The 18,093-nt window shown below is 40.5% G+C and carries 14 protein-coding genes; 7 read left to right on the top strand and 7 right to left on the bottom strand.

The genetic code is table 11. The annotated features are described in order from the left end of the window. Window positions 1-94 precede the first annotated feature (94 nt). The 4 genes from CA2015_RS08995 to CA2015_RS08980 all read right to left on the bottom strand — a co-directional run bounded on the left by CA2015_RS08995 (window position 95) and on the right by CA2015_RS08980 (window position 4,607). Window positions 95-397: a type II toxin-antitoxin system RelE/ParE family toxin gene (locus CA2015_RS08995; RefSeq protein ID WP_014019956.1), complete on the bottom strand. Its 303-nt coding sequence runs from the start codon at window positions 395-397 to the stop codon at window positions 95-97. After that, on the bottom strand, window positions 394-615 hold the full coding sequence (locus CA2015_RS08990) for an addiction module protein (RefSeq protein ID WP_048641608.1): 222 nt from the start codon (window positions 613-615) through the stop codon (window positions 394-396). Before CA2015_RS08990 ends, CA2015_RS08995 begins: the two co-directional genes overlap by 4 nt. Before the next feature lie 336 nt (window positions 616-951). Further along, window positions 952-2,256: a RidA family protein gene (locus CA2015_RS08985; RefSeq protein ID WP_048641607.1), complete on the bottom strand. Its 1,305-nt coding sequence runs from the start codon at window positions 2,254-2,256 to the stop codon at window positions 952-954. A gap of 41 nt (window positions 2,257-2,297) precedes the next feature. After that, window positions 2,298-4,607: an alpha/beta fold hydrolase gene (locus CA2015_RS08980; RefSeq protein WP_048641606.1), complete on the bottom strand. Its 2,310-nt coding sequence runs from the start codon at window positions 4,605-4,607 to the stop codon at window positions 2,298-2,300. Between the two features lie 401 nt (window positions 4,608-5,008). Between CA2015_RS08980 and CA2015_RS08970 the strand changes: the two genes are divergently transcribed. Next, complete coding sequence (locus CA2015_RS08970) at window positions 5,009-6,877, top strand: DUF4139 domain-containing protein (RefSeq protein WP_048641604.1); 1,869 nt, start codon at window positions 5,009-5,011, stop codon at window positions 6,875-6,877. Window positions 6,878-6,996: 119 nt separating this feature from the next. On the opposite strand, the gene CA2015_RS08965 is transcribed toward CA2015_RS08970, so the two are convergent. After that, the gene (locus tag CA2015_RS08965; protein WP_048641603.1) at window positions 6,997-9,279 is read right to left on the bottom strand and encodes a hypothetical protein; all 2,283 of its coding nucleotides are present in this window, start codon (window positions 9,277-9,279) and stop codon (window positions 6,997-6,999) included. 201 nt (window positions 9,280-9,480) lie between these two features. On the opposite strand from CA2015_RS08965, the gene CA2015_RS08960 reads away from it, so the two are divergent. Further along, window positions 9,481-10,707, top strand: a complete 1,227-nt coding sequence (locus CA2015_RS08960) for a cation:proton antiporter (protein WP_048641602.1) — start codon at window positions 9,481-9,483, stop codon at window positions 10,705-10,707. A gap of 62 nt (window positions 10,708-10,769) precedes the next feature. Here the strand turns inward: CA2015_RS08960 and CA2015_RS08955 are convergent, their stop codons facing one another. Then, window positions 10,770-11,990 (bottom strand): alanine racemase, encoded by a 1,221-nt coding sequence (locus CA2015_RS08955; RefSeq protein WP_048641601.1) that lies wholly within the window; start codon window positions 11,988-11,990, stop codon window positions 10,770-10,772. 189 nt (window positions 11,991-12,179) lie between these two features. Here CA2015_RS08955 and CA2015_RS08950 point away from each other — a divergent pair, with 189 nt between their 5' ends. From CA2015_RS08950 to CA2015_RS08930, 5 genes are all read left to right on the top strand, one after another. Continuing rightward, complete coding sequence (locus CA2015_RS08950) at window positions 12,180-13,202, top strand: quinone oxidoreductase family protein (protein WP_048641600.1); 1,023 nt, start codon at window positions 12,180-12,182, stop codon at window positions 13,200-13,202. A 37-nt stretch (window positions 13,203-13,239) separates the two neighbouring features. Then, window positions 13,240-13,824, top strand: a complete 585-nt coding sequence (locus CA2015_RS08945; protein ID WP_048641599.1) for a Crp/Fnr family transcriptional regulator — start codon at window positions 13,240-13,242, stop codon at window positions 13,822-13,824. A 76-nt stretch (window positions 13,825-13,900) separates the two neighbouring features. Further along, complete coding sequence (locus tag CA2015_RS08940; protein WP_048641598.1) at window positions 13,901-14,290, top strand: VOC family protein; 390 nt, start codon at window positions 13,901-13,903, stop codon at window positions 14,288-14,290. An 8-nt stretch (window positions 14,291-14,298) separates the two neighbouring features. Next, window positions 14,299-14,775, top strand: coding sequence for a DUF4199 domain-containing protein (locus tag CA2015_RS08935; protein ID WP_048641597.1), 477 nt, complete (start codon window positions 14,299-14,301; stop codon window positions 14,773-14,775). A gap of 228 nt (window positions 14,776-15,003) precedes the next feature. Next, entirely contained in the window at window positions 15,004-16,305 is a 1,302-nt protein-coding gene (locus tag CA2015_RS08930) for a DUF2254 domain-containing protein (protein ID WP_048641596.1), read from the top strand. Between the two features lie 293 nt (window positions 16,306-16,598). On the opposite strand, the gene CA2015_RS08925 is transcribed toward CA2015_RS08930, so the two are convergent. Continuing rightward, entirely contained in the window at window positions 16,599-18,092 is a 1,494-nt protein-coding gene (locus CA2015_RS08925) for a DUF1501 domain-containing protein (RefSeq protein WP_048641595.1), read from the bottom strand. Window position 18,093 lies beyond the last annotated feature (1 nt).

The following is an 18,093-nucleotide window of genomic DNA, read 5'->3' as shown; positions in this document are numbered from 1 at the left end:
TATCAAATATACTATTTTTTCATATATTTTTCCTTCTGCTCTAATTTACGCGCTGCTAAACTTTGACCAGAGGTAATGCTACATTTAGTCGAAACTATCTTTTTCTTTTCCACACTCTAGGATTTCTGCTAGTATGGGTAATTGCAATAACAATAATGGATTTTTCAGATTCTTTAATCCTAAAATGAATCTGATAAGGAAACTTATCGACCAATATATTTCTAATATCTCTATATGCAACCTGACAGTGAAACGGATAATTACTGATGTAATTTAGCCTTGATTTCAAAGATTTATAAAAGCGTCTACCTAAACCCTGCTTTTCTTCATTGTACCATTCAATGATTTCTTTGATATCCAAACTGGCCTCGCTGAGCAGCTTTACCTTATAGCTCATTGGCCGCTTTCTATCTCCTTCATCACATCGCTCCAATCCACCACTTTGCTAGGATCCTTTTCATAGGAAGCTATCCGCTCATCCAGCAATGCTTTATGAGCCTTACTTAACCCTTCACCTTGCCTATATTTATAAGCCTGGATCTGTTCAAGTACTTTTCGATCTTCTAGCTTTGTGATCCAATCGATTAAGTCGACTTTTATTGATTGAATATCCATCCTTATCCGGTTTATTTATTCCACTAAGTTAATAAATACTTGGTAAAGTTTCCCTATGGTCTAAGTTCAATCGATAGTGGCAAATCGACCTATCATGACGAAAGTTTTCAACTTGAGTTCGCCCTTAATTTCTTTACCAATGACCTTAGGTTTAAAATTCGAGATCTTGCTCCAAATTTCAACATCCAATCACATTTCGGTTGGATATATGAGTGTAGATGCAATCTACACTCAGGCAAGGGTTATGAAAGTTTTCAACTTTCATTTTGGGTCTAAAGTTACGCTTCGCTAAACTTTGACCAGTCCTGAGGCCAGGGCTTGAAAAGCTTTACCAAATCAGTCCGGCACCACTGCAACCATATCGACATTTAAGTAAATGCCTTCATGGCCGGTTCCCTGAATCCTTATCAAGGAAGCTACAGGCGGTCTTTCGGGATTGTAAAATTCGGTTCGTACTTTCATCAAGCCTTCACGCCCTTTTTCATGGGAGGGATAGTAACTTGCTTTTACCAGGTGGTCGTAACTGGATCCGGCTTTTTCAAGAATTCGCGACAAGGTCCCAAAAAGGTTTCTCGCTTTTTCTTCCGCATCTTTTCCTTCTTCCGCATACAAGCCGGAAGTAAACAATAGCCTTCCTTTTTTAATGTCTACTATCCTACTGTAGGTGGTAGCCTGAATCATCCACGGTGGTGCGTAATAACTGACAGCTTCTTTGTCATTGTAGTGCTCAGGAGCAGAAGCGACCAATTCTATTTCAGCCTTGTTTTCTTCCACCAACCATTCTACCATGACAATAGGGGGTACTTGCTGTCCTCTGAAAAAAGCAGCGATCACTTTTTCTACTGCTGCCGCATCCTCAATGGGATTGATAAAAGCTTTAACCTGGACCACATCACTGGCACTGGCCCCTATATAAGCAAGTGTAGCAAAAAGGTTTTGCATGGTTTTGTCACTGGCTTCCAAAAGGTCTTTGCCAGGTTCAGCCTGACCTGCGATAAATACCTTCCTACCTGCCGGTAAAACAGCAACAGCAGCACGATTGGTTTTTTCATAAAGCCCTTTGCTAAACGGAAGATTCACACCCCTGGAACTTACTGAGGTCATGGGCGCAACAGCAATCGCATCCATGGTTAACAATACTTTTTCACGAGGTTGATTAGCAACTATCAGGGTAATGGCCGGGAATGCGCCTTCAGGTAATAATTCCTTGATTAATTTACGAACAGGTTTGGAATGTTCTTCTTTCTGAAGGTATACATTTAGCCTTAACAACTTACTTAAATCAGTACCTGCTGCTTCCAAGGCTCCTTCCAAATTTTTAATCACCTGAGTAAGCTGTACTTTGAGATCACTTGATCCTACCAAGCTCCCGTTAGCGTCAAAAGGAAAAATTTGATCAGTAAAAGCCAATGGAACATCTCCCACTACCGTTCCCAGCGAAGTTCCGGTTTCCTCATTCGGTTCGATATACCTTATGTCTGAGGTTTTGCTTTGGAATTGGCCCTTGCTTTCCAATACCAAGCCCAAAAACACCATCAAAAAAACCAATGGATAATGTAGCGTCACTCGCTTCATTCTATTAAAATTGACTCCGGAGGGACAACCGACCCCACCATAAACAGACCTTTTTAAAATTATCATGATTGATTTGTATTTTTTTCTCAAACTTAAGCCCTAATAATTTACTTTGCTACTTCCTGCACCAACCATTTGATCATTTCCTTTTGTTGGGCTTCCGTAAAATGGTTAAAAGAATGGGGGCTTTGCCATTCCAGCGCATCGCCTACTCCCATTTTTTGGTACAATTGCTTTAAACCTTCCATGGTAGTAATGACATTATCATGGTCAGCATGCCTGTCTAACTCCGGAGAAATGACCATTAGGGGTCTTGGGGCGATATTGGCGAGCATTTCAGGAAAATCCACAGGAATCCTGTTTTCCTCACCATCAAAAAACCCTAACCTTGGAATTAGCCCATACAAATGGGAAAAGGCTTTTAATCCCTCCACATCTCCAGAGGCATTTCTTAAAGGGGTAAAAGCGCTGGACAAAGCAAGCCCTGCTATTTTAGGTTCTAGTGCAGCCGTGATCAAGCCTACTGTCCCCCCCAAAGCATAGCCTCCAACAAAGATCTTATCGTTATCTATAAAGTCCAAACTTTCCAATGCGTCCACCGCCGCTCTGGCATCGATGACCATCTTGCCCATCTTGGACCAATGGGGATATCTCTGGTAAAACAAAGTACCTTCTTCTATCCTGGCCCCATAGCCGATCATATCATAAGTCAAAACGGCTATCCCTTTGGCCAACAGCTCATCAATCAATGCATTTAACTCCGAATCATAGCCCGTATTGGTGTATTTGTGCAAAAATATAAGCACAGGCATTTTACCATTGGCCGCTGTTATTCTTTCTCCAGTTTCATCCGTAGGGAAATATAGGGATCCATACAAATAATCCCCCATGGCATTGTAGGGCGTAATGTTAAGTTTTTTGCCATTTTTCACCCTGGGCCGAGGCATAAAACTGCTGACATAATCCTCCTTATGGCTTAGCGTCTCAATGTCACTGGCAGGTAAACCTGCAGGTTCATCACCCAACAGCCAGGTAAGGTCCTGTTTTATTTTTTCTTGGGTCTTTTCCAAATGGGATCCATTGACAGGAATATTTTGGGCCGGTTGGATAGGAAACTTGCTAAGATCAATGGATTCTCCACTTTCTTTCTTCCATTTTTTAAAGCTATAATTGTAACTCAGGTGATTGTCCCATGGGAAATTCTTTCTGCCAAACTGTATGTCAAGCCAGTCCATAAAGGCTTCTAAATCCCTTTCTGAAACAGCATGCTCCCCATCTCTCAGCCGTATGCCCAATTTTTCTGGAGCATCCAAAAAGTCATAAACTTTGGTAAGTGAAGTATAAATCTGCTCAATGGCCCAAGGATCTCCTCCACCTCCTTCTCGGATGGAAGAGCTCAACATCAAAGCATTTGGAGCAATCAAAGCCATTAAGGAATTTTGATCGATGGGCATTTTATGCTCTCTTCCTGAAAAAAACCGTATGCGGGGATGCAACCAATGGGTTCTTCTGGAAACCAGGTAATCAATGGATTCATTGGAATGCCTTTCATCGGTATATCGGTAAGGGAATTCTCCTCCTGTTCCTCCACTACTTGTAATAGTAGCCGTAATACGCTCATCAAAAGCGGCGGCAAACAAGGATTGTTTTCCATTTCTGGAATGACCGGCTATGGCTATTTTGGATTTATCCACCTCATCCAAGGTATACAAATAATCCACCGCCCTATGAGCACCCCAGGCTCTGGCCATTAAAGTAGACCAATCATAATCAGGGTAGAGTTCCAGGTATTCCCGGGTATCGTCTTTCGCATCTGCCCCGGCATAAATCAGCCCCATATAACCTCTCCTTACGGCTATCTGTGCCCATCCTCTGTGGTTCCACTGGGTCATAAATACTGGAAATGGTCCTTCGCCAGGTGGGGTAAACACTTCCAAGGTCAATTTGGCCTTGTGGTTTTCTCCAAACCTGAGTTCAATCATCTGAATCCTAACCCCATTATCTGTCCTTTCAGACAAGATCTCAGCTTTCAAATTGGTGGGAGGATCAGGGAAAGTCCCTGAAAGGATGTGTTTAACCTGTTCCTTGAAATACTCCCGCTGAGACTCCCATTGAGCCATGGTAGTAACCTTCTCATTTTCTTTGCCTTCACCAATGATCAGTGGATCAGGCAAAAAAGGAATGGAGGGAATTACCCCGTAATTAGGGGGTAATTCTCCAGTTCTTTCTATCCAATCTTCCCAGGTAAGGTCATGTAAACTAACAAAGCTATCATGGCTGGAAGGTTTTTCCTGCAATAGAATCAACTCCCTCAAGTATTCCTGGCGGACCGCTTTATCTTCCTGAGCCTTTGCCATTAACGGACAAAGGCATAGCATAATGAAAATAAAGCCGATTGAATATTTTTCCTTTCCCATGGTTTACTTATAAGTAGTAATTGAGGCGAATAACCTGTTGTGAACCAATTCTTTTTCTACAATTCCCAGCGATTTACTGAATTGATTTATTCATTCAAAATAGTTAAGAAAAGGTAAAAGATGCTAGTGTCTAGACATTTATTTTAGGGTAAAATTTTATATAGCTCTATTAATTTAAAATTAGTCTTTACCATTTAATTTAATCCATTTTGAATTTACTTTCATTACATTTTTCCGCTTTAAGATTTTTGGCCTGATTTGTGACTTTTATTGTATCTGCCTCGTATAGGAAAAGTAAGTAGCGAAAAGCAATGTGTTTTCTTTTGCAAAACATCGCAACAAACCATTTTTTTAGAAGCTCACTTATCCTATTTGTATAAAAACAATTCAATCCAATATTTATGAAAGCTTTGTCCATCCTTTTGTTCTTCCTGGTTTATAATCAATCTTTCGCTCAGGAAATACCTGAAAAAGAAGTCAAATCCAAGGTGGTAGAAGCCACCGTCTTTCTAAAAGGTGCACAGGTGCTACGAAAGGAAACAGTCCAATTGACTAAAGGGGAATCCATTGTCAAATTTACCAACCTCTCCCCTTTTATAGCTCCCAAAAGCATACAGCTAAAAGCTGGAGATGAGTTGACTGTCTTGGGCATTAATCACCAGCAAAACTTTCTGGATAAATCGGTAAGGTCTGAGGAGCTTCTTAAGCTGGACAAAGACCTTGAACAAATCAATGAAAAGATCGAATTGGAAAACACTTTTTTGTCCATCGCCCAAGAGGAGATCACTTTTCTCCAAACCAACCGATTGATAGGAGGTAAAAACGAAACCCTAAATGTGGCCACTCTCAAACAGGCTGCTGAATATTATGGCAATCAACTCACTGCCTTAAAACTGCAAACTATCGAAAGGAACAGTACGATTAAGAAATTACTTGAAGAGAAAAACAACCTTCAGAATCAAATCAATTCTCTGGCTGGTGAAAAAGAGTTTGCTACAGGAGAGGTCTTGGTAAGAGTAGCTGCTAAAGTGCCCGGTAGTTATTCTTTCGAGTTGTCCTACCTTGTTGACAATGCTGGCTGGTTTCCTTCTTATGACATCCGTGCCAAAGACATCAATAGCCCAGTTAGCTTGCACTACAAAGCGAATGTCCGACAAGACACCAAGGTAGATTGGGACAATATTAAACTTACTTTTTCCTCAGCAGAGCCAAGCGTTTCAGGTGTTGCACCGGAATTACGACCTTATCTACTTAATTACAATACAGCCCCACCACGTTATTCGCAAACAACAGGTGCTGTGACAGGGAAGGTGATGGATGCTGAAGGTATAGGGCTTCCCGGGGTAAACATTAATGTGTCAGGAACCACTATTGGAACCGTTTCAGATTTTGACGGTAATTACAGCATCACCTTGCCAAACAATGCCAGCCAATTGACCTATTCTTACATTGGATATGTTTCTCAATCCCGACCAATTAGAGCTGAGGTTATGAATGTGGTTATGAAAGAAGATCAGGTTGCATTAGATGAGATAGTGGTAACCGGTTATGGAATTAGTAAACGTTTGAAAGGTAAATCTGAAGGAATTGAGGCTAATTTTGACGTTGATGATGCACAGGAATTGCAAAGTCAACCTTTACCGATGGCTCAGGTGGAAAACCAAACGTCCATTAATTTTGAAATCAATACCCCTTATTCCATTCAATCAGACAGTAAAAATTATACTGTGGATATGGTAACCTATGAATTGCCTGCTTTCTACCAATATTTTGCTGTTCCCAAAGTCAGTAACACGGCTTACCTGATTGCTGGGATTACGAACTGGGAGCAATACCAACTTTTGGAAGGAGAGGCCAATGTGTTTTTTGAACAAACCTTCGTAGGTAAAAGTCTGCTGGATGTGCGCTATGCTACTGACACCTTGGAAATCTCACTGGGTAGAGATAAAATGGTCACAATAGAAAGGGAGAAAGAAAGTGATTTCACAGAAAAATCTTTTTTAGGCAATAAAAAGACGGCAAGCAGATTGTGGAAAACCACTATTAAAAACAATAAAAGCCAACCCGTTTCCATGGTAGTTTTGGACCAAGTGCCTGTTTCTACTTTGGAAGAAATAGAGGTAGAAGTACAAAGCCTTTCCGGAGGAAAACATGACGTTAAAACTGGTGAGATTAAGTGGGAGTTTAAGTTGGCACCTTCGGATACCAAGTTACTGGAATTGAAATATGAGGTCAAGTATCCCAGAAACAAGAATCTTGTCATTGAATAGCGAGAAAAAAATAAAGCTTAATTTCTTAGCCCAATAATAAGTTAAATGAATGGGTTAAAAATTGGTAGGACAGGAACCATGGCTAAAATCCATGGTTCCTATTTCTTTAGCGATTGAAGCTATTTATCAAGTTCATTGATCAAAAATTGACAGTTGATTACTTTCTCTAGCAAATCCTGTGGCACATAATAATATTGGTTAGAGGCCTCAAAACCTATTCTGGAATCCTTACTTGTTACTTCAAGCAGGTCAATTGCTGTTTCCTTTTCTTTCAGTAAAATAGCTTTCACCTGATCCCGAAGCACTTTATCAGTTTTTTGGCTTTCAAGCCAATTGTCTCTGGCCATTATAAAACGACCCTGCTGCCCAACAGATAAAAAATGCAGGTAAGCCGCCTTCGCTAAGTTTAGGTCTTCTTCCAATAGCTTTTTATAGGATTCGTCTTCAGTAACCTCAATGGCACCTTTTATAAATTTCAACCCCTTCTCCCATTTAGTAGCCACTTTTTCAAATTGTGATATTAAAATTTCAGGAGGATATGGGCCGGACCAACCCTTAAGGTCATCATAGGGAAAACCTACCATGGTAGAACGATAACCTGTAGGTTCCAGAAATAAAAGGTTGGATGGGCCATACTGTTGAGGTGCAGAATAAACCACTCTAATATCATAGGGATATTCTTCAAAAGCTGTACTGAATGTAGTCCAAGCATTACGCACATAAGGCACGGCAGCCCTTCCATACCTTTCCAAGGCCAGTGAATTTAACACTTCTTCTATGCTTGCATCAGGGTCATCTGAAAATTTTTTAGCTATTTCAAGATTTGGCGATGGGTAGGACCCGAGCGTCCAACTGAGCATATACCCATCAATGTCCATTTGCGCTAAATTTGCTGCATGCTGAGCTACCAAATCCATAACTGGTAGCCAAGGAACTGCGGACAATTCCCAGGTATTGTTAAACTGAACTTTTGCGACCGTTTTAAGTAGATTCTTCTTCGCTCCACTCCAATGGGATTTTGCCCTAGGCCCTGGTCCTGCTGCAGAGATAGAATATTCTCCTACTGTATTGGGAATCCCGCCTCTCTCGATAGGTTTGGCCCATTCACTGACTGACATCAACCACACATCTTCCGGTAATTTGTCTATCACATCTCTTGCCATCCCATGACCGTTCCACCCCCAATCCCAAGCAATTACATTCGCTTCAGGTTTTGCAGCATGAACTCCATTGGCAATCGTTCGGTTTACCTCTGCGATAATGTCTTCATAAGGTCGTTCACTACATCTGGGGCATTTGTCCTTTCCCCCATGGGAGGCACAATTGGTAAGATTTTCTGAAGCAGTAATGGTAAATACTCCTCCCAACTCGGGTACTTCAGTAAAAACATGGGTGAGTGATTGCTCCATCCAGTTCCTCACCTCCTCATTACTTGTACACATGGTAATAAAGTCATCCTTCTTTACCCCTGCCATATTTGAACGTTCTTCGAAAAATGCCAAAGGTTGTGCACGTGGCTCGTTCATGTACAAGTAAATGTCAATGCCAAACTTTTTAGCTCTTTGCGCTATTTTCCGCAAATTCTTAAGCCGAGTTTCGCTACCTTCTCCAAACTCCGGAAAAGCCTCTCCTCCTGGGGCAAGTTGGTTGAGTACCACATGCATCCATACCCCATTAACACCTTTCTGTGCTAATTTTTGTAAGAGCCCATTGGGAAAGGGATCGTTTTCTTCATCCATTAAAGGATCCCCAAAAATGCCGAAATAAGAATAGATAAAACGGAGCTGAACCTCCTTCAGTGAATCTCTAGGAACGAGAACTTCCTCTTCATCGTAAGTTTTAAGTTTTTCGATAAATTGAAAAAGGTCTTCCGAAGGATTCTTTTCATTGTTAGCAAGAATAGGGCGAATAACTTCCTTTATATCATTGGCTTTTTTTATTTCAATTTCAGTCGGACCGGAAAAAATTAATTTTGGGCTGGCCGGTTTGAGGTTGCCAAACTTATGAAAAAGAAAGTCATCTTCTTTCAAAGCAAACTCCAATCTTTCACTATCCATATCCAATAAGGTTAGCAACTGATCATAGGGAAGCAAATGCCAATTTCTACGAAGCAAAGTAATATATATTTGTTCTTGTAATTTTTCAGGCAAGAGCTTCTTATCTTCCAAACCCATAAGTTGTGCAAGGTGAATTATATCAGAAGGTTTGCACTGAATGGTCTCAGCCATTTTCTCAGGACTTACAAGATTCCAATTTCGCCATACGAAGGCAAAGGATCTATTGGGGAAATGATCAAAGGTAAGCGCAGGTGGGTGAGAACCCAATGGCAACGACTTTTGGGCATAAACCGGATCTTGAAAGAATACACAAACAAAAAGGGAAAATGCGAAAAATAGTTTCATAAGTCGGTTAAGAAGGTGGTATAAATTCGTCAATTAACAGTCTTAAATTAAGAAAAATTTAAGCTTTAATAAAAGCTAAACTTTTAACTTGACAGACTTTATTGTAATTTTATATTTGGCATACTTTAAATTAATGAGGAAATACAGGGTTTTGATTAATCAGAAATAGGCGAAAACCCCCTAAACTTAAACCAACCATCTATGGCCCTACCCATTATCATTGTACTTTGTGCTTTAATGCTCTTTGCGTACTTTTTTGACATTACTTCTGCTAAAACAAAAATCCCGCCAGTGATTTTATTATTTGCAATGGGTTGGTCAGCAAACCAAGCAGCAGTCTTTTTTGATTTAGACATTCCGGACCTTACCACAGTATTGCCATTTTTAGGTACTATCGGACTGGTATTGATCGTTTTAGAGGGTGCACTAGAACTTGATTTTGATACTTCTAAATTATCATTTGTTGGTAAAACAATTTTAGTCGCCATTATTCCTGTTGTCGTTATTAGTTTTAGTCTTGCCTATGCTATTCAATATTTTGGAGATGTAGAATTTAAGACTGCTTTGCTTAACGCCATACCATTTGCCATAATAAGCAGTGCCATTGCCATCCCCTCTGTTCAAAATTTAAGGACTGAGAACCGTGAATTTGTAACGTACGAGAGTAGTGTTTCTGATATTTTCGGGGTGCTTCTTTTCAATTTTCTACTTGAAAAGAAGATCATGAATGTAAAAACCCTAGGCCTTTTCTTTGGGGAGATCGTCATGATATTAATCGTCACCTTCTTTGCCACCATAATGCTGGCTTTTTTGCTAAGTCGTATCAAACACCCTGTTAAATTTGCCCCGATTATTTTAATGATCGTGCTGATTTTTGCAGTGTCTGAACTTTACCATTTACCTGCTCTTATCTTTATACTTCTTTTTGGACTCTTTATTGGTAATCTCAACCAGTTGAAACAAAGCGTAGTTGTTAAAAAATTACATACCAAAAGCTTCAAAAAAGAAATTAAAAAATTCAAAGAGTTGACCATGGAACTCACCTTTTTGATAAGAACCCTCTTCTTCCTTGTATTCGGATTTCTAATCGAAACCAATGAACTTTTCAATTCGGAGACACTAATTTGGTCCATTTCCATCACCGCCGGAATATTCCTACTTAGAGCCCTTGTGTTAAAGGTTTTTAAAATAAACCTCCTGCCTTTGATGTTTATCTCTCCAAGAGGTTTGGTAACTATCTTGTTGTACCTGAGTGTTCCAGTGGCAATGTCAGTATCTATAATCAACGATTCATTGATCATTCAAGTAATTATATTGACTTCTTTCGCCATGATGCTTGGCATGTGGACTTCAAAACCTGTGGTTAGTAAAGAAGAAGATGACAAAGGAAATAACGGTAGTCCGCAAAAAGTAAGCTTAGAAAATTGAGTTCTCATGACCACAAAATAGTTTACCTGTATCCTATCTTGTGGTCATAAGTTTTTTTTTTGCTATCGAGAATGCCCCCTTGCCATTATTGGCAGTATACTTTCTACTTTCCCTTTTCGAATCCCATATATTCGATCATATAAGTTAACAACGGGGTCACAATGTGGAACAATTATTTCCAGTAAATCTCCAGTCTTGTAGGCTCTATTGGCCTTTTCAAAAGTAACGGTTCCGTATTCATCTGACCCTGCGTTATAGCTAAAGCCTGGTTCTCCAATCACCATCCCACTAGGTTTATTAATGGACAAGGACTTTGCGCCCGAGTCTGTAATTAATCTATTGGGATGATTGTTGTTAATCACAGTTGCGAGTACTGTAAGCGAAGGATCAAAATCGTCGTAAAGGTTTTCATTCCCCTTACTGCCAATGACCATGTATTGGGTATCCATAAACAAATAACTACCAACTTGAACATCAGTAAACCCAGGTACATCTCCCATCATATTGTAGGTACCTGTCCCTGCCCCACTGAAGATTTCAACATTCAAGCCAGATTGTATCATACTTTCATAGGTCGCTGAAACTGGTTCAAAAGTTTGGACGGTTCTCTCTAACCTTTTTTGATACCCCTTAATATGTTGTGCCCCACCATCATAAGCGAGTATACCTTTAAACCTTAAATTAGAAAGTTGGTCAACCAATTGCGCCAATTCAAGGGCCGGAAGACCTGTAGGAACTCCTGACCGACGGATAACATCCAAATCTACAACTACATCAGCGATGATTCCTGCTTCCTTGGCAGCATCTTGTAGGTCTCTGGCATTTTGTTTATTGTCTACTGCTTGAATAAAACCGGAATGTCTTTTCCGTAATTGCATTGCCTTCCTAATTTTAGAAGAGCTGATATTTACCCCTGTCATCAGGACTTCAGAAATACCATTTTCCAACATGACTTGAGACTCTGATAATTTGGCAGTACAAATACCAATGGCCCCGGCATCCATCTGCATTTTAGCAATTGCCGGACATTTATGTGTCTTTGTATGTGGCCTTACACCAATCCCTGTTCCTTGTAGGTTTTCATGCACCTTTTTAAGGTTGGATTCCATTATGTCAAGATCCAGACACAATGAGGGCGTTTCCAATTCAAATTTTGAAAGGCCTATTTCATTTTCGGGGAATAGAGGTTCAGACTTTGAAATTGCATTGCCTGGTAATAAGGCTGCAGTACCTGCCATGCCTGAATATTGAAGAAATTTTCTGCGGTTGAAGTGGTTTTTCATATTATTAGTGGTTTTACAAAGGTTAAAAATATTGATTATTGTTGGTATAACAATTGATTCAATCACTTTTGGCGACTAATCCATTGACATAAATTTTGTGAAGGAAAACCATCAACAGGTTCTAATAAAACCGTACATCTAGAATTGGATAAAAATTGTATATTCATACGGTCAAAACAAACCTTCCGAATGAAACAGGCAACAATAATAAAATATGGGCATGCTGATGAAGCTTTTAAAATTCAGGAAGTTAATTCACCAGTTCCCAAAGCCAATGAAGTGTGTATTGAGGTAGAGGGCTTTGGTTTGAATTATGCAGACGTAATGGCTAGAAATGGCCTTTATAAGGAAGCACCCAAAATTCCATTTGTACCAGGCTATGAAGTAGTAGGAAAAGTGATAAAAACAGGTGCTGAGGCACCGAAATCTTTAATGGGTAAACGAGTGGTGGCCTTTACTAGATTTAGTGGATATGCTACTGAGGCTGTTGCAGACTACAGGGCATTGGGTGTGATTTCAGAAGAAATTTCAGGGGGAGAAGCCTGTGCGCTGGCCACACAATATTGCACCGCTTATTATATGACCCATTATTTCCAGCAAATGCGCAAAGGTGAAATAGCCCTCGTACACGCTTGTGCTGGTGGTGTGGGCACAGCGCTGACTCAGCTTTGCCAGTTAAAAGGAGTAAAAGTAATTGGACTTTGTAGTTCGGATGAAAAAATGGAGTACCTGAAAGCTTTAAAGGTAGATTATCCCATAAACTATACTCAAACAGACTACAAAAAATGGATTATCAAAAACTTGGGTAAACGCCCAGTAGACCATATTTTCAATGCCGTGGCAGGCAATAGTTTTAAAAATGACCTTAAATTGCTCGCTTATGGTGGCAAACTTTTTTGTTTCGGTGGTGCTGCCAGAAGTGGGAAAAAGAACAATCTGCTCAATGATGTATCCTTTTTGCTCAAAACCGGTTTCGTAAGCCCCCTATTTATGATGATGAAAGCCCAGGCTCTTATTGGGGTAAACATGTTGCGTTTTGCAGATCATAAAGTAGACGTAATAGGAACCTGCCTGAAGGAACTTATTGAATTGTACAACAATAAAGAAATTGCGCCGAAAGTGGGTGGAGCATTCCCAATTAAAAAACTAGCAGAGGCACATATGGCTTTAGAATCGGGAAAAAGTACAGGCAAGATTTATGTGCATTGGTAAATCTTGGGTGTAAGCAAAATTTCAAATCAGGTCTCTCATGAATCCATCTTCAATACTTAAATCCATCTACCAGCATCCTCAGTTAAATTCAGGGGCCTGTGAGGACATTTTTGCAGCACACCATAGGGTTCATTTTGAAAAGGGTGAAGCCATTCTAAGCGAAGGTCAACAATCCAATGCCTACTACTGCATGGAGTCCGGCCTAGCCAGGGCCTTTGCTGTTAATAGTTCTGGCAAAGACATCACTACCAGCTTTTTCAGCCCAGGCAACGTAATCATCGAGGTGGCCTCTTTATTCCTAAGAGTTCCAACAAAAGAAAACATTGCAGCAGTAACTCCTTGCGTATGCTGGAAAATAGACTTTAAAGATTTTGAAGCTTTATTTAAATCCGTCCCCGGTTTTGCAGAATGGGGAAGAACATGGATGTCCAACTCTCTTCTTGAAAACAAACTGAGATCCCTGCATATGATCACGGATTCCGCCAAGGATAGGTATTTAAGACTTCAAAGGGAGCAACCTTTGATTATCCAACAAGCTCCGTTGAAGCAGATAGCCACTTATTTGGGCGTTACGGATACCTCTTTAAGCAGAATTAGAAACGAGGTCACTAAAGAAGTTTGAATTTCTTGTCATAAGACAAGAAATTTTTTTGCTATATTATATACTTTTCCATATAAATCTAAAAAAAAAACGAATTATGAGCTCAAATGTAAACCCCGTTAACTGGTTTGAAATCTATGTAGAAGACATGGATAAGGCAAAGACCTTTTATTCAACCGTACTGAATAAAAAACTTGAAGACATGCAAGTTCCAGGAGGAATGGAAGACCTAAGAATGGTCGCCTTTCCTTATGTAGATGGAGCTATAAATTCCTCTGGTGCCTTGGTAAAGTCGAGTGAAATGAAACCCGGTACCGGAGGAACATTGATTTACTTCTCCTGTGAAGACTGTGCCGATGAACAAAGCAGAGTGGAAACAGCAGGGGGCAAAGTGCTTCAGCCAAAGTTCCAGATAGGTGAACATGGCTTTTGCGCTATTTGTATGGACCCTGAAGGAAATACTTTTGGATTGTACTCAATGAAATAAAACAAACCATGAAAGAATATAGTCTTGAGATCAAATGGGGATTGATTTTCTCCATAATGATGCTTCTTTGGATGTTTATAGAACGATCTGTGGGTTTGCATGATGACTTAATTGCTCATCATGCCACCTATACCAATTTAATTGCCATTCCCGCGATCGCCATTTACGTTTTTGCCTTGTTGGAAAAACGCCGTGTTTATTATCAGGGAAAAATGACCTATTGGCAGGGGTTCAAAACAGGTTTATTAATTACCTTGGCGGTGACCATCCTTACCCCTTTGACTCAGTGGATAACCCTTTCTTTCATTACCCCACAGTATTTTGAAAATGTTATCGCCTATGCCGTAGAAAATGATAAAATGACCCTGCAGGAAGCCAATGATTATTTTAATTTTAAGAGCTACATGATTCAAAGTGTATTGGGAGCTCCAATCATGGGCATTGTTACTTCGGGCATAGTGGCTGCCTTTACGGTGAAAAAATAGGTTGATTTTGTCAGCATTGTTGCAGAAAAAAAGGCAAAAATGCCGCCAAAACCCAGTGAATCCCTCCCCTTCTATAGCGTAAATATTGATGAATTGATTGGTAGCCCTTTAAGGACCACATGAAATCAGCTTCTTTCTAAAAAATGCGTGTATTCCTCTTGAAGATTTTTTTCGTAGGAAATTGAGGGTTATTTGGTAACTTGAATTCAGTTACACAAAAGGTTTTGTATGAAAAAATTATTTTTCTGGTGGTCTAAACTCAAGTCTACTTTTTGGTTTGTACCTGTTTTGATTATTGCTCTTGGTATCGCCCTACCATTCTGGCTAGTTTATCTGGATAACACGCATGGATTTGAGCCCAAAGGTGGCTGGAAATATTTGTTCCCCAGCAGTCCAAATGCCGCTAAGGATATTCTCTCTACAATAGCAGGTGCAATGATTGGAGTGGCAGGAACTGTCTTCTCCATTACGCTGGTAGCCCTCACACTGGCAAGCAGTCAATTTGGCCCGAGGCTAATAAAGAATTTCATGTATGACCGGATCAATCAGACGGTATTAGGGACTTACGTATCCTTGTACATTTACTGCTTGATTGTGCTCAATACAGTGAAAGATACCGATCAACTGGAATTTACACCTATCATTTCCGTGTTTTTTGCCTTATTGATGACCATAGGCAATATCGTATTGCTAATTATTTTTATACATCATGTAGCCAATAGCATTCAAGCGGACAATATTATTGACAAAATCTCCAAAAATCTTTCTCAGAATTTAAAAATCCTTTTCCCGGAACAAATCGGTGATGCGGCAACTTTCTCTTTTGACTTAGAAAAAATTAAGGCCGGATTTACCTATTCAAAGCCTCTGAAAAGCAATAAAGAAGGCTATTTACAATATGTGGATCCTGAAAAGTTAATGGAACACGTTTCCGGTGAAGACCTTTTTCTTGAGCTTTATTTTCGCCCCGGAGACTATTTATTTATAGACAGAGAAATAGGAAAGGTTTATTCTCATAAAAACTTGTCTGAAGAAGAGCTGGAACCTCTAAAAGACAACTTCCTAACCGGCAGAACACGCACCTCCCAACAGGATGCAGAGCATGCCATCCACCAGATGGTGGAAATCGCTGCCCGGGCCTTGTCACCGGGTATAAATGACCCTTATACAGCTATCGCCTGTATTGACAACCTAAGCAATACCATGGCTTACCTGACCACGGTAAAGTTTCCTTCACCTTATAGAGTTGGAGAACAGAATAGGTTGAGAATCTACGCCAATGCATTGACTTTTGAAGGAATGATGGGGGCCGCATACAATGCTATTAGACAATACTCAAAGGCTAACCCTCCTGTAATAATCCACTTGATGGAAGCCATGGCCACACTTCATGATTTTGCAGTGGACCAGCAACACAAGCAAGTGATAAAAAAGCATGCTGAAATGATCCTTAGCTTGGCCGAACGCTCAATTGATGAAAAGAATGACCTTGAGGATCTACAAAAACGATTTGATGCTATTCAAAATTAACACCCTATTTATCTCATAAGCTTTCCCGTTTTGGTTGGAACCTAATGTAGTACCAAAAAACAGTAGGTTTGGTTTTTTAATGTAGACGATTATTCTCAAGTCATAACTTTTCCTGCTCAATTTAGTTTGCGGAAGGAATTTTACAACAAATGGAGTATAGGAATTCAGGGGGGCAGTTTATTACGATCAATTTTTTAAAAAGAGGGGGCATTACTTTGGCCCCAGGTTAGGTTTCTACCTATAAGTCGAGACAAAGTTATGTCGTAAGCTATATATTTTTTTTCGTCCAAAAATTATGTAAACAGGTCATTGACCACATTCCCTGCCACATCGGTAAGGCGGTACCTTCTGCCCTGGTGTTTAAAGATGAGTTTTTCGTGATCCACTCCGAATAGATGCATTAAACTTGCATGAAAATCATGCACATGCACTGGGTCTTGGATCACATTGTATCCAAAATCATCCGTAGCTCCATAAGTAAACCCAGGCTTCACTCCTGCACCCGCCATCCACATGGTAAAGCAACGTGGATGATGGTCCCTTCCATAATTATCGGCTGTAAGGGTTCCCTGGCTGTAAACTGTTCTCCCAAACTCTCCACCCCAAACTACCAGGGTGTCCTCGAGCAAGCCTCTTTGTTTAAGGTCCTTAATCAGGGCCGCGGTGGCCTGATCGGTTTTTGCGCATTGGTTCTTTATTCCACCTGGAAGGTTTCCATGTTGGTCCCAACCCTGATGGTAAAGCTGGACGAACTTCACATCTTTCTCTATCAGCTTCCTTGCCAAAAGACAATTGGCAGCATAGGTTCCGGGATCACGACTTTCTTCACCATACAAATCAAATACCCAATCCGGCTCATCGGTCATGTCCGATACTTCAGGAACAGAAGTTTGCATACGGAAGGCCATTTCGTACTGGGCAATTCTGGCATTGATCTCAGGATCACCATAGGTATCAAACTGGATGCCATTTAAGTCCTTGAGGTAATCCAACATTTCCTTTCGATCATGTCCGTCATAGTTCTCCGGGTTGCTCAAGAAGAGCACAGGATCTTTACCTGACCTGAATTGTACGCCTTGATGCTGGGAAGGCAGAAAGCCATTGCCCCAAAGTCTGGCATACAGAGGTTGATCCCTAACCGCATTTTTGGACACCAAGACCACAAAGCCTGGTAAGTTTTGATTTTCGGAACCCAATCCGTAAGAAAGCCAGGCACCCATAGAGGGTCTTCCGGGCAACTGATGACCGGTTTGCATAAAGGTTATGGCTGGATCATGATTTATTTGCTCAGTGATCATGGATTTGATAAAGCAAAGTTCATCCACCACCTCTGCCGTATGGGGCATTAACTCACTCACCCAGGTTCGGCTTTTTCCGTATTGCTGAAATTTAAAATTGGACTGCGCCACGGGAAAAATACTTTGATTGGCACTCATACCTGTAAGTCGCTGACCACCTCTGATTGATTCGGGAAGGTCTTTGCCGTGCATATCGCTTAGGCTTGGTTTGTAGTCAAAAAGATCAAGCTGTGAAGGCCCTCCACTTTGAAAAAGGTATATGATCCGTTTCGCTTTTGGCGCATGGTGAGGAAGCCCTGGTAGAGCTGTTCCAAGTGGAGTATCCATGTCTTTAGCCATCAACCCATCATCAGAAAATAAGGAGGCCAAAGCCAGTCCCCCCATGCCCATGGCCGTTTTGGTAAGAAAATGCCTACGGTCTATTTTTTTCTCCAGCTCGTGAAGGTCTGGGTAGGCTTGAAAGCGATTATTTTTATGGTGATTGCACATA

Origin of the sequence: Cyclobacterium amurskyense, from assembly GCF_001050135.1 — a bacterium.
Classification (GTDB): Bacteria; Bacteroidota; Bacteroidia; order Cytophagales; family Cyclobacteriaceae; genus Cyclobacterium; species Cyclobacterium amurskyense.
Note: the sequence above shows the minus strand (reverse complement) of the source record. Positions and strands in the feature narration are given on the sequence as shown.